The sequence below is a fragment of the Kitasatospora sp. NPDC030952 genome, from assembly GCF_055571335.1.
Genome location: NZ_JBVIFM010000002.1, coordinates 84,303 through 96,152, shown reverse-complemented (window position 1 = coordinate 96,152; position 11,850 = coordinate 84,303). Strand labels below are relative to the sequence as shown.

11 protein-coding genes are annotated in these 11,850 nt (G+C 75.1%); 3 read left to right on the top strand and 8 right to left on the bottom strand.

Going from position 1 to position 11,850, the window contains the following annotated elements; genetic code table 11:
• Position 1 precedes the first annotated feature (1 nt).
• From ACZ47G_RS05320 to ACZ47G_RS05305, 4 genes are all read right to left on the bottom strand, one after another.
• Entirely contained in the window at positions 2 to 1,711 is a 1,710-nt protein-coding gene (locus ACZ47G_RS05320) for a class I adenylate-forming enzyme family protein (RefSeq protein WP_465740124.1), read from the bottom strand.
• 89 nt (positions 1,712 to 1,800) lie between these two features.
• On the bottom strand, positions 1,801 to 3,246 hold the full coding sequence (locus tag ACZ47G_RS05315) for a flavin monoamine oxidase family protein (RefSeq protein WP_465740123.1): 1,446 nt from the start codon (positions 3,244 to 3,246) through the stop codon (positions 1,801 to 1,803).
• On the bottom strand, positions 3,243 to 3,485 hold the full coding sequence (locus ACZ47G_RS05310; protein WP_465740122.1) for a phosphopantetheine-binding protein: 243 nt from the start codon (positions 3,483 to 3,485) through the stop codon (positions 3,243 to 3,245). The genes ACZ47G_RS05315 and ACZ47G_RS05310 overlap by 4 nt, the downstream gene beginning before the upstream one ends.
• Positions 3,482 to 4,984 carry an amino acid adenylation domain-containing protein gene (locus ACZ47G_RS05305; RefSeq protein WP_465740121.1) on the bottom strand — a complete coding sequence of 501 codons (1,503 nt, stop codon included), beginning with the start codon at positions 4,982 to 4,984 and terminating at the stop codon, positions 3,482 to 3,484. Before ACZ47G_RS05305 ends, ACZ47G_RS05310 begins: the two co-directional genes overlap by 4 nt.
• A 416-nt stretch (positions 4,985 to 5,400) precedes the next feature.
• Here ACZ47G_RS05305 and ACZ47G_RS05300 point away from each other — a divergent pair, with 416 nt between their 5' ends.
• The gene (locus ACZ47G_RS05300) at positions 5,401 to 6,225 is read left to right on the top strand and encodes an alpha/beta fold hydrolase (protein ID WP_465740120.1); all 825 of its coding nucleotides are present in this window, start codon (positions 5,401 to 5,403) and stop codon (positions 6,223 to 6,225) included.
• On the opposite strand, the gene ACZ47G_RS05295 is transcribed toward ACZ47G_RS05300, so the two are convergent.
• Entirely contained in the window at positions 6,226 to 7,026 is an 801-nt protein-coding gene (locus ACZ47G_RS05295; RefSeq protein ID WP_465740119.1) for a hypothetical protein, read from the bottom strand. It abuts the gene before it with no gap.
• 296 nt (positions 7,027 to 7,322) lie between these two features.
• Between ACZ47G_RS05295 and ACZ47G_RS05290 the strand changes: the two genes are divergently transcribed.
• Positions 7,323 to 8,174: a universal stress protein gene (locus tag ACZ47G_RS05290; RefSeq protein WP_465740118.1), complete on the top strand. Its 852-nt coding sequence runs from the start codon at positions 7,323 to 7,325 to the stop codon at positions 8,172 to 8,174.
• A gap of 76 nt (positions 8,175 to 8,250) precedes the next feature.
• On the opposite strand, the gene ACZ47G_RS05285 is transcribed toward ACZ47G_RS05290, so the two are convergent.
• Genes ACZ47G_RS05285 through ACZ47G_RS05275 form a run of 3 tightly spaced genes read right to left on the bottom strand, consistent with a single transcriptional unit; the run spans position 8,251 to position 11,140 of the window.
• Positions 8,251 to 8,736: a copper chaperone PCu(A)C gene (locus ACZ47G_RS05285; protein ID WP_465740117.1), complete on the bottom strand. Its 486-nt coding sequence runs from the start codon at positions 8,734 to 8,736 to the stop codon at positions 8,251 to 8,253.
• Positions 8,733 to 10,982 (bottom strand): heavy metal translocating P-type ATPase, encoded by a 2,250-nt coding sequence (locus ACZ47G_RS05280; protein ID WP_465740116.1) that lies wholly within the window; start codon positions 10,980 to 10,982, stop codon positions 8,733 to 8,735. The genes ACZ47G_RS05285 and ACZ47G_RS05280 overlap by 4 nt, the downstream gene beginning before the upstream one ends.
• Positions 10,979 to 11,140: a hypothetical protein gene (locus ACZ47G_RS05275; protein WP_465740115.1), complete on the bottom strand. Its 162-nt coding sequence runs from the start codon at positions 11,138 to 11,140 to the stop codon at positions 10,979 to 10,981. The genes ACZ47G_RS05280 and ACZ47G_RS05275 overlap by 4 nt, the downstream gene beginning before the upstream one ends.
• A 206-nt stretch (positions 11,141 to 11,346) precedes the next feature.
• Between ACZ47G_RS05275 and ACZ47G_RS05270 the strand changes: the two genes are divergently transcribed.
• Entirely contained in the window at positions 11,347 to 11,808 is a 462-nt protein-coding gene (locus ACZ47G_RS05270) for a hypothetical protein (protein ID WP_465740114.1), read from the top strand.
• The last annotated feature ends 42 nt before the right edge of the window (positions 11,809 to 11,850 follow it).

Sequence of the window (11,850 nt, the reverse complement as noted above, 5' to 3'; positions counted from 1 at the left end):
CCTACTGGCCGGTGAGGAGGGCGGCGTGGCGGGTGCGCAGTTCGCGTTTGAGTACCTTGCCGGTCGGGCCGAGCGGGAAGTCCTCCGGGGTGCGGGCGAGTCGGACGGCGGCGAGGGCGGCCAGCCCGGTGGCGGCCAGCGCCCGGTTGGCGGCGGCCCGGACCGCCTCCTCGGCGCCGTCCTCCGCCACTCCGGCCTGCAACTGGACGACGGCGACGGGGAGTTGTCCGGCACCGGGGCCGGCCGGGACGCCGACCACCGCGCAGTCCCGGACCAGCTCGGCGCAGTCGGCCAGCAGCACCTCCTCCAGCGGCAGGCTGTAGACCGGGCCGTCGGCGGTGTCGATGACGTCCACGGTGCGGTCCAGGTGGTGGAAGCGGCCCTCGGCGTCGCGACGGGCGACGTCGCCGGTGAGCCAGTAGCCGGCCAGCTCGAAGCTCGCGGTCAGCCGCTCGTCGTTCCAGTAGCCCGGGGTCAGCGAGGGCGAGTCCACGGCCAGCAACCCGACGGTGCCGTCCGGGAGTTCGGTTCCGTCGTGGTCCAGGACGGCGGCCCGGCGGACCACCTCCAGCGGTCGGCCGACGCAGCGGTCGTCGCGCCCGCTCTCCGGGGTGGTGACCTGGCCGAACAGCGCCATGCCCATCTCGGAGGAGCCCAGCCCGTCGACGAACTGCGAGCCGGGCAGGGCGGGTTGCTCGGCCTGCTGCCGCGGCAGCAGCCAGGGGCGGATGAGTCCGGCGGGCCGCTCGCCGAGGGTGACCAGTCGGCGGATGTGCCCGTGGTGGGCGCTGTCGCCGGTGTTGAACCAGGAGTGCACCCGGGCCGCGCCGCGCACCGGCAGCTCGCCGGTGGCCAGTTCGACGAAGGTCCGCGGGAAGGAGGCGACCATGGTCGGCTGGAAGGCCTCCATCACCGGCTCCACCACGCTGCGCCGCCAGTCGGACATCACCACGGTCGGCAGCCCGAGCAGGACGGCGGTGAGGAAGTAGCTGAGGCCGCCGGCGTGGGTGTGCGGCATCAGCGACATCAGCCGGTCGTAGGGCTCGGCGGGGAAGCGCGTCATGCGCGGCTGCTTGCCGTCCCAGAACCCGCGGTGCGCCAGCATGGTCGACTTGGGGGTGCCGGTGGTGCCGGAGGAGTGGATCAGCGCCACCACGTCCTCGGCGGCGTGCCGGTACGGGTGGTCGGCTGGCAGGTCGGCACCGGAGGCGTCGAAGGCCCGCACCTCGGCGGCCAGGGCCAGGAAGCGGGGGCGCCGCTGGGGGTCCTGGCGGTAGGCGGCGGCCAGCCGGGTGGTGTCGTCGGCGACGACCCCGACCACGCCGACGTGGTCCAGGTAGCGCACCAGCACGTCGTGCCGCAGCGCGTCGTTGACCAGCGCGGGGACGGCGCCGAGCGAGGTGAGCGCGAGGAAGTGCAGCAGCGGCTCCAGGCCCTCGCCGACCACCACGGCGACCGGCTCGCCGGGGCGCACCCCGTTGGCGTGGTACCAGGTGGCGTAGCGGTCGCGCAGGGCGACCAGGTCGAGCAGGCTGTGGCCGCGCAGCACGACCGCGCCGCGGTGATCGGTGCGGTGGGTGAAGACGAACGGGACGGACCGGTGGGGGTTCGCCGCGACCGCGTGGTCGAGGAAGTTCCCGGCCCCGAGGGCGGGTTCGGTCATCAGCCGCTCGCGGGCGGCGAGGGGCGCGATGGGGGTCTGATCGCTCATGGCGGTCTCCGGACGTGGGGTGCCGGGCGCGCGTCCTCGTGGGACGGCGCCTGGGGGTGTGGTGAGGGTGTGGTGATGGGGCCGGGGGCTCAGTCGCGGGCGAGGACCTCGGCGACCACCCGGTGACCGGAGCGGACCGCGCCCTCCATCAGGCCGAAGAACGCGGTGCTGGTCTCGGTGCCGGCCCAGTGCACCCGCCGGTGCGGCGCGGTCAGCGTCGGGCCGGTGCGGATCCAGTCGCCGGGCCCCAGCAGGGCGGCGTAACAGCCCTTGCTGTACGGCTCGTCGAGCCAGTCGGTGATGTGGACGGCGACCGGCTCGGGGAGCATCGGGAACAGCCGCCCGGCCTGCTCGACGACCTCGGCGCGCTGCCGATCGGGGGTGAGCGCGCCGAAGCGGTGGGCCTCGGCGCCGGTGACGAAGCCGGTCAGTACGCCGATCCCGGCCGCGGGCGAGTCGTCCACGGTGGACAGCAGCGGGCCCCGGGCGTTGACCGACCAGCCGGAGAGGCCGTGTTCGCGCCAGAGCGGGGACGGGTGCACCAGGTGGACCTTGATCGCGCAGCCGCGCGCGGTGCGCTCCCCGGCGCGCGGCGCCGGCAGCGCGGGTTCGAAGGAGATCGCGTCGGCGAGCAGCGGTGGCAGGGCCAGCACCGCGACGTCCGCCCGGTGGGTGCCCCGGTCGGTGTGCACCGTCACCGCCCGGTCGTCCTGGTGGACGGCCCGGACCGGCTCGCCCAGGCGCACCCGGGCGCCGAGCCGTTCGGCCAGCCGCTCGCACAACTGGTGGGCGCCGCCGTCGATCCGGTCCTGCTGGGCGCCGCCGGCGAAGGCGTTGAGGTAGCGCAGGCCGCCGCCGGAGCGCAGGTAGAAGGCCAGGTGCAGGACGGACACGTCGGCCGGGTCGGCGGCGCACATCTCGCCGAGGAAGAGCGGGAAGAAGAGCCGGGCGTCCGGGTGGGTGAGGTGCTGCTCGGCCCACTCGGCGGCGGTCAGGGCGTCCAGCCGCTCGGCGTCGGGGGTGAGCCAGGGGGCCTCCGGCCGTACCGTGTCGGTGAGTTCGGCCAGCCGCTCGAAGAGGTCGCCGAGGGCGACGGCGTTCAGCGGGGGGAACCGGCCGTCCAGGGTGGCGGGTTCGGCGCTACCTCGGGAGTCGGGGACGGCCTCGGCGTCCGGGGTGGCACCGGTGTCCGGGGTGGCGTCCGGGGTGTCTCCGGCGTCCGGGGTGGCATCGGCTCCCGGCGAATCATCGGTGAGGGCGAAGCGGCTGGCGCCGAGCATCGTGGTGGGGGTGGTCTTGAGCCCCAAGCCAGCTGCCAGGGCGAGCAGTTCGGTGTGCCGGTCGCCGAGGTAGGCGGCGCCGGCGTCGACCAGGACGCCGGGGGCGGCCTCGATGCCGTGGGTGCGTCCGCCGACCCGGTCCCGGGCCTCCAGCACGGTGACGGCGTACCCGTGGGCGGCCAGTCCGGTCGCCGCGGTGAGCCCGGCCAGGCCGGCGCCGACCACGACGGCGCTGGGTCTGTGGTCCTCGGTCATGCGGCGGCCGCGATGCGCTGGGCGAGGCCGGCCGGGGTGGGCGCGAGCAGGAAGTCGTCGAAGGTCAGCTCGACGCCGTGGGCGCGGGCCACGGCGCTCAGCACCCGGGTGGCGACCAGGGAATCGCCGCCCAGGTCGAAGAAGTCGGACTCGGCGGTGACGTCCTCCCGTTCCAGCACGCGCCGGAAGACGGCCACCAGGGCCCGGGTGTCGGCGGGGGTGGTGAGGTCGGTGCTCATGGGGAGGTCTCCTTCGACCTGTCGGGGGAGCCCGCGTAGCGCAGGTGGCAGCCGGTCCGGTCGACCTTGCCGCTCGGGGTGTGCACCAGGGCGGGCACCAGGGTGATCCGGCCCGGCACGAGGTGGCCGGGGACGCTCGCCCGCAGGTGGCGCAGCAGTTCGCGGTCCAGCTCGTCGGTGGCGGCGTACGGGCGGGCCACCACGTACGCGACCAGGGTGGTGCGGCCGGCCGTGGTGACGCCGGTGACGGCGGCGGCGGAGACGTCCGGGTGGCCGGTGAGGTGCGCCTCCACCTCGGCCGGGTCCACCCGGATGCCGCGGACCTTCAACTCGCCGTCCAGCCGGCCCCGGTGGCTGAGCAGCCCGTCCGGGTCGCGGCTCATCCGGTCGCCGGTGCGGAAGAAGCGTTCGCCGTCCAGGGTGGTGAACCGCGCCGCGGTGGCCTCGGGCAGGCCGAGGTAGCCGAGCGCGAGCGACGGCCCGCCGATCAGCAACTCGCCCTGCTCGTCGAGGCGTTCGACGATGTGCGGCAGGGCGCGGCCGATCGGCGCGCGGGCGGTGCCGTCCCAGCCGCGCCCGGGCGCCAGCGGACCGGCGAGGTCCACGGCATGGGTGATCTGGGTGGTCTCGGTGCAGCCGTAGGTGTTCAGCAGCCGGATCCCGCCGGTCGGCAGCCGGGCCCAGTCGGCCAGTCGGGCGGGGGCGGCGGCCTCCCCGCCGATCACCAGCAGGCGCAGGCAGGTGGGCAGCCGGTCGCCGGAGTCGACCAGGTGGTGGACCAGTTCGTGCCAGAAGGCGGTGGGCAGGTCCAGTACGGTGATCCGCTCGCGTTCGATCAGCCGCAGGAACCGGGGGAAGGAGCCGCTGTGCGCGTCCCGGTCGATGACCAGGGTCGCGCCGGTGGTGAGGGTCGGGAGGATCTCCTCGAAGCAGGTGTCCCAGTTGAGCGAGGCGAACTGGAGCACCCGGTCCTCGGGGGTGAGCCGGAACAGCGCGCCCAGGGCGTGGGCGGTGGCCGCGACGGCCCGGCGGGGTGTCAGGACGGGTTTCGGCTGCCCGGTCGAACCCGACGTGAAGAGAATGTAGGCCGGTTGTTCCGGGTCGGCCCCGGGCGGGTGCGCCGGGGGTCTTCCCGGGGGGTCCCCGGAGTTTTTCGATGGTTCGGGTAACTCCACTAATCGGATTGCGAGTTCGAGGTGGTCGGTGGAGTCGGCGGACACCGCCGTACGGCACCGCGCGGCCGCCGCCATGGCGTGTCGGCGGGCCGCCGGGAATGCCGGATCGACGGGACAATAGGTGCCTCCGGCGGTCAGCACGCCGAGAAGTGCGACCACCGTTTCCGGTGCGTGGACGGCCGGCACGGCGACCGTGCCGGGATCCGGGCCCAGGCGGGTGGCCAGGGCGTTCGCCGCCTCCTGGAGGCGGCCGTAGGTCAGGGCGTGTCCGTGGTGGACGATCGCCGGACGGCGGGGATTTCGACGTGCGATATCACTGAACACGTCAAGTAGGTCGGGGGCGACCTGGAGAGTACCGTGATTATTTGACATGCCCGCCCCAAATGCGCTGAGAACTGCTCATCCGTGCTCGGCGAACGGCGACTCTACCTTCGAACATGCGTGGCGACAATGGATGTTGAGGGTGTTCTTCCAAGGCCCCGTGGCGGAACTGTGAACCGCCCCCGACCGGTCCGTTCGTTCGAGCAGGGACGGTCTCGGCGAACGGATCTGACATGTCCTCAACTCGCGGCGGAGCCCCAGGTTCCGACGGATCCGCGCGCACCCCTTGCCGACCGCGCGCCCGTTCGCTTGACTACCGGTCGGAACGGAGGGCGGGACACCTGGGCGCGGGCGTGCCGCAGCTCCTCGGTGAGGCCCGGCTGCCGCTCGGCGATGAAGGCTGACCTAAAGTCGGTGCCATGACTGAACCCACCGCTGAACTCCGTCACTTCGACAGCGGCGACGGCCGTCTCGCCTACCTCGTCGCCGGATCCGGCTCGCCGCTGGTGCTGCTGCACGCCGGGATGCTGGACCACCGGATGTTCGCCGACCAGCTCCCCGCCCTCACCGCCGCCGGCCATCGGGTGATCGCCCTGGACGCCCGCGGCCACGGCGCCTCCGACAACGCGAGCCGGCCCTTCCGCTTCGCCGACGACGTGGCCGGCCTGCTGCGCCACCTCGGGCTCGGCCCGGTGCCGGTGGCAGGGGTCTCCTTGGGCGGCACCATCGCCCTCGACCTGGCGCTCGAACACCCCGAGCTGGTCGGCGCCCTGGTGATCAGCGGGAACGGCACCAGCGAGCCCGAGTTCCAGGACCCGTGGCTCGGCGAACTCCGGGACGCCTGCGTGAAGGCCCTGGGCGACCAGGAGGCCTGGGTGCACGCCTTCACCCACCTCGCGGCCGGGCCGCGGCGCACCCTCGACCAGGTCGACGCCGAGGTGGTGCGCCGACTCAAGGAGATGACCCGGCAGACCGCCGCCAAGCACACCCCGGACGAGCCGCAGCACACCGTCCCGGTGACCGGCACCTGGCAGCGGGTCGCGGGCATCACCGTCCCGCTGCTGGCGATCAACGGCGGCCTCGACTCGGTCGACCACATCGGCATGGCCGAACGGATCGCCGCCACCGTCGCCGACGGCCGCGCGGTGACCGTCGAGGGCACCGGGCACTACCCGAACATGGAACGCCCCGAGGAGTTCAACGCCCACCTGCTCGGCTTCCTGGGCTCGCTGCCCACCCGCTGATCAGTGCGGATCGCCCGCGATCCGGCCCGCCAGAGCCCTTGCGGTGGGCGGCAGTTCGCGCAGCCGCAGGGCCAGCAGCGGCAGCGCCAGGCCCAGGTACACCCAGCTGAGGACCAGCCGGGAGGACTCGCCGGGCAGCGCGAACTGGGCGGCGAACAGCACCAGCAGCAGGGCGGCCTTCCAGGGGAGGAAGCGGAGGTCCAGGAGCAGGACGACGGCCAGGACGGTCTGGGCGGTGGTCAGCAGCACCTCGTCCACCTGGCGTTCGACCAGGGGGAGCGAGGCGGGGCCGCCGCCCAGCAGGTGGGCGAGCGGGAGGCAGCCGATCAGCAGGGTCCACTGGTTGACCTTGCTGGAGAGCAGCGCGCCCAGGCCGTCGTCGCCGCGCAGCCGCCAGGCGAAGACCACCGCGACGATCAGCTCGGGGGCCTCGGAGGCGAGCGGGGCCAGCCACTGCACCAGCAGGAAGCGGTCGATGCCGAGCGAGGAGCCGGCGTCGACCAGCGCGGTGGCGAAGGGCTCGGCGCAGGTGAAGACCACGGCCGCGGCCGCGACGAACACCAGGACGGTGACGGCCTGCCGGCGCCGGGCCGGCAGCAGCGCCAACCGGGCTGGGACGCCCACCAGTTCCTCCTCGTCGGTCTCGCTGCAGCGGCTGATCCGGAACAGGTAGTAGGCGTACCAGGCGATCAGCACCACCGAGAGCACCCAGGAGATCCGCCGGGTCGCCGGCATCACGAAGGCCACCAGGGCGGCGACGCCCAGGAACGCGGTGTCGATCCGGCGGTGCTCGCGCAGCACGATCCCCGGGGCGGGCCCGGGGCGGGGCTGGGAGCGCGGCGCGCCGGTGGTGGCGGAGTTCCCCCGTACGGCGGCGGGCGCGCGGTTCGGCCCGACCGCCGGGAATCCATGCGGTAGTGCCCGGGTGTCGGCGGGGTGACGACCGGGGTCGCCCGTACTGTTCCGGCGGGGGGTCTTTCGTCCCGTGGGCGGAGGGCTTGTGGCCTCTGGCGGCGAGCCGCCGACGGGGGCAGGGTGGGAGCGGACGGGGCGTCAGGGCGCACCGGCCCCGACGCCGAACCAGTGGAGGAACGCACATGACGTCAACCGTGGTGGCCGGGGTCGACGGCTCACCGGAGAGCACCGCCGCCGCCCAGTGGGCCGCCGAGGAGGCGCAGCGCCGCGGGGCCTCGCTGCGGCTGGTGCACGCCTGGCCGTGGCTGACCGACGGGGTGTCCTCCTTCGCCGAGCCCGACGACCTGCCCGCCGCCGCCCAGCGCACCCTGGTCGAGGCCGCCGACGGCATCCGCGCGCGCCACCCCGAACTGGCCGTGGCCACCGACGCGGTGCTGGACGCCCCGGTGGACGGACTGGTGGCCGCCGCCGCGGACGCCGACCTGCTGGTGCTCGGCTCGCGCGGGCGCGGCGGCTTCACCGGGCTGCTGCTGGGCTCGGTCAGCATGGCGGTCGCCGGGCGCAGCGGCGCGCCGGTGGTCGTGGTGCGGGAGACCGGCTCCGCGGGTTCCAGCGAGGTGGTGGTCGGCGTCGACGCGCACGCCCCCGAGGAGGAGGTGCTCGCCTTCGCCTTCCGGGCGGCGGCCCTGCGCGGCGCTCCGCTCCGGGCCGTGCACGGCTGGGACCTGCCGCCGCTGTTCGGCTACGCGGGCGGGGCCGTCCCGGCGGGCGAGGTCGAGCAGTTGGAGGCCCTGGAGGCGAAGCTGTTGTCGCTCGCCCTGGCCGGGCAGCGCGAGCAGCACCCGGCCGTCGAGGTGCTCGAGGACGTCCGGCTGGGCGCCGCGCGCGGCCTGGTGGAGACCTCCGCCGGCGCCGCGCTGGTGGTGGTGGGCCGGCGCCGCCGCCCGAACGAGCTCGGCCCCCGGCTCGGCCGGGTCGCCCACGCGGCGCTGCACCACGCCGAGGCACCGGTGGCGGTCGTCCCGCACGGCTGACGTACGGCCTGCCGGTCGAACGCGACGGCCCGGCGGCGCGGAACCGGTGACGTTCCGCGCCGCCGGGCCGTCGCGCTCAGCGCGGGCGCTCGCCCGGCGGCAGGACCCTGGCGGCCAGGCGCAGCGGCGGGCTGTGCCGGAAGGTGAGGGTGAAGCCCACCCATTGGCCGCTCGTCAGCGGGGGCGGGGCGGCGATCATCAGATCGGAGTCCTCCGGGGACATCGCCAGTTCGCCGCGGCCGGGGACGGGCAGGCCGGAGACCGGCTCCCAGCGGCCGGCCGAGCCCTGGTGCAGATGCCGCTTGAGGGTGATCGGGCCGCCGAACTCCCAGCTGGCGCCGGTCAGTTCGTCGGGTACGTCGCCCGGGTTGCGGATCGTGAAGAAGGCCGAGGTGGCCGAGCTCGCGCCCGCCATGGGCAGCAGCACCCAGCCGGCGTCGGCCTCCACCGGGCGGGGGCGGCCGGCGCCGCCGACCGCCGTCCAGCCGGTCAGCAGGGCCAGCGCGAGCGCCGCCGCGCCGACCGGCGGGCCGACCACCTTGAACCGGTCGATCGTCCTCATCGCCGGCCCCCGTTCCGCTGCCCGCGCCCCGGCTCCCAGGTGCGCAGCCGCAGGCTGTTGCCCACCACCAGCAGCGAACTGAGCGACATCGCCACCGCCGCCAGCATCGGGTTCAGCAGCCCGACGGCCGCCAGCGGGATCAGCACCAGGTTGTAGCCGAAGGCCCACAACAGGTTGGCCCGGATGGTGGCCAGGGTCTGCCGGGCCAGCCGCACCGCGTCCACCACCGCCTCGATCTCGCCGCGCACCAGGGTCAGCCCGGCCGCGCCGATCGCGGCGTCACTGCCGGAGGCCAGTGCCACCCCGAGGTCGGCCGAGGCCAGCGCGACCGCGTCGTTGACACCGTCGCCGACCACCGCCACCGTCCGTCCGGCGGCGCGCAGTTCGGCCACCACCTCGGCCTTGCGCTCCGGCGAGGCCGAGGCGTGCACCCGCCGGATGCCCAGCTCGCCGGCCACCGCCTCGGCCGCGCCCGGGCCGTCACCGGTCAGCAGCACGGTCTCCAGACCCATCCCGCGCAGCCGGTGCAGTGCCCGCCAACTGCCGGAGCGCAGCGTGTCGCCGACCGCCAGCACGGCCGCGGCCCGCCCGTCCAGCTCCACCAGTACGGCGGTACGGCCCGCCGCCCCGGCCGCCGCCACCGCCGCGGCGAGCTCCGGGGGCAGCTCGGCGCCGTCCGGGCGGACGGCCCGGACCGCCAGGCCCCCGACGGTGCCGGACACCCCGAGGCCGGTCGCGGCCGCGAAGCCCGCCACCGGCGGCAGGGGCCCGCAGCGCTCCCGGGCGGCCGCCGCCACGGCCCGTCCGATCGGGTGCTCCGAACGGTGCTCGACCGCGCCCACCAGCCGCAGCACCTCCTGCTCCGAGCACTCCCCGGTGACCGTCACCGCCGTCAGCTCCATCCGGCCGGTGGTCAGCGTGCCGGTCTTGTCCACCACCACGGTGTCCACCCGGCGCAGGCTCTCCAGCACCTCCGGGCCGCGCACCAGCACACCCAGTTCGGCGCCCCGGCCGGTCGCCGCCAGCAGCGCCGTCGGGGTGGCCAGGCCCAGCGCGCACGGGCAGGCCACCACCAGCACGGCCACCGCCGCCGTCACCGCCGCCTGCGGGGCGGCGCCCGCGCCCAGCCAGAAGCCCAGCACGCACACCGCGACCGTCAGCACACAGGGCACGAACACCCCGGCCACCGCGTCCGCCAGCCGCTGCGCCCGGGCCTTGCCGGCCTGGGCGTCGGCCACCAGCGCGGTGATCCGGGCCAGTTGGGTGTCCGCGCCGACGGCCGTGGCCCGTACCACCAGCGCGCCGCCGACGTTCACCGTCGCGCCCGCCACCTGGTCCCCGGGGCCGACCTCCACCGGCACGCTCTCCCCGGTCAGCAGGCTCAGGTCCAGCGCCGAACCGCCGTCGACCACCACCCCGTCGGTGGCCACCCGCTCACCCGGGCGCACCACGAACTCCTGCCCCGGCAGCAGGAGTTCGATCGGCATCAGATGCTCCTCGCCGTCCTCCGCCCGGACGCACACCTGCTTGGCGCCCAGCTCGGCCAGCGCCCGCAGCGCGGACCCGCTGCGCCGGCGCACCCGGCCCTCCAGCAGCCGCCCGGCCAGTACGAACAGCGGCACGCCGACCGCCGCCTCCAGGTACACGTGCGCCGCGCCGCCGCCGTCGGCGGTCAGTGAGAACGGCATCCGCATGCCCAACTGCCCGGCCCCGCCCAGGAACAGCGCGTACGCCGACCAGCCGAAGGAGGCGACGACACCCAGGCCGACCAGGGTGTCCATGGTCGCCGCGGCATGCCGCAGCCCCTGCAGCGCCCGCCGGTGGAAGCCCGCCGAACCCCAGGTCACCACCGGCACGGCCAGCCCGAAACAGACCCACTGCCAGGCGGTGAACTGCAGCGCCGGCACCATCGACAGGGCCAGCACCGGGACGGCCAGCAGGGCGGTCACCGGCAGCCGCCACCGTTCGTCCGGCTCCTCGGCGGCGATCCCGGCCAGCACCCCGGCGGGCGCCGGCTCGGCGGTGTAACCGGCCCGCTCCACGGCCGCGACCAGCTCCGCGACGGACACCCCGGCCGGGTGCAGCACCCGGGCCCGGCCGGTGGCCAGGTTCACCCCGGCCGTCACCCCGTCGATCCGGCCCAGCCGCTTCTCCACCCGGCCCACGCACGCGGCACAGGTCATCCCGCCGACCGTCAGATCGGTGGACACCAGCTCCCCGGCCTCCGCGCCGACGGCCGGGCTCATCGCATCCCGCCCATGTCGTGCCCACCCGTCCCGGGCGAAGCCCCGCCACCCCGGCCAGGCGTCAGCCCCGGCGCCACCGGCCCCACCTGCCTCCCCACCTCGTACGCCACCACGAACACCACCACCAGCAGCAGGACGAACCCCACCAGCACACTCAACGGCCGGACACCCGGCGACTTCGCACTCACGCCCCACCAGTCGGACGGCCGGAACGATTGGTTCCCCAACTCTCCGGATTCCCCGGAGCCGATGTGCCGGTGCGCCGGGGCGGGCTGGATCACGGTGGTTGACGTGTCGGTGCGGCCCCGTACGATCGATTCGTGTGCCGAAGACCGGCACAGGGGTATCAACACCATCTGGGGGGATGACCATGAAGCGGACGAGCACGCGCGCACTGGCCGTGGCGGCCGGGGTGCTGGGGGTGTCGGTGGCACTGCTCGGGACGGCGTCGGCGCAGCCGACCGACGGGCCCGGCCCGGACGCGCCGATCGGCGGGCCGGGGACGGGCCGGATCCTGCCGCCGGCGTCGGACGAGGACACCATGTTCTCGATCCCGGACTGGATCGGGAACGGCGGCGCGGTGACGGCCTCGGCGATCGAGACGCTGCCGATCTCCGTCACCGTCGGCTGCCAGGGCGGCGGTTCGGTGCAGGTGCACGTCGGCGGCCTGGCCCCGGCCGACTTCACCGTGCAGTGCCCGGTGGACGCCGTCGGCGTCGGCTCCGTGGAGATCCCCGCCCGCCCGGGCCGGGACTTCCAGTTCACCGTGCACACCTCGGACCCGTCGATCCACTGGGGCATCAACGCCCTTCAGATCAGGCGCTGATCCAGAGTCTGATCCAGAGCCTGATCCGGGCCCTGATCCGGG

Excerpts from the sequence above, each read along its gene's own strand:
- ACZ47G_RS05270 (WP_465740114.1), top strand. The coding sequence starts at position 11,347 with ATGACCATGAAGCGGACGAGCACGCGCGCACTGGCCGTGGCGGCCGGG.
- ACZ47G_RS05280 (WP_465740116.1), bottom strand. The coding sequence starts at position 10,982 with ATGAGCCCGGCCGTCGGCGCGGAGGCCGGGGAGCTGGTGTCCACCGAT.
- ACZ47G_RS05290 (WP_465740118.1), top strand. The coding sequence starts at position 7,323 with ATGACGTCAACCGTGGTGGCCGGGGTCGACGGCTCACCGGAGAGCACC.
- ACZ47G_RS05310 (WP_465740122.1), bottom strand. The coding sequence starts at position 3,485 with ATGAGCACCGACCTCACCACCCCCGCCGACACCCGGGCCCTGGTGGCC.
- ACZ47G_RS05315 (WP_465740123.1), bottom strand. The coding sequence starts at position 3,246 with ATGACCGAGGACCACAGACCCAGCGCCGTCGTGGTCGGCGCCGGCCTG.
- ACZ47G_RS05320 (WP_465740124.1), bottom strand. The coding sequence starts at position 1,711 with ATGAGCGATCAGACCCCCATCGCGCCCCTCGCCGCCCGCGAGCGGCTG.
- ACZ47G_RS05285 (WP_465740117.1), bottom strand. The coding sequence starts at position 8,736 with ATGAGGACGATCGACCGGTTCAAGGTGGTCGGCCCGCCGGTCGGCGCG.
- ACZ47G_RS05300 (WP_465740120.1), top strand. The coding sequence starts at position 5,401 with ATGACTGAACCCACCGCTGAACTCCGTCACTTCGACAGCGGCGACGGC.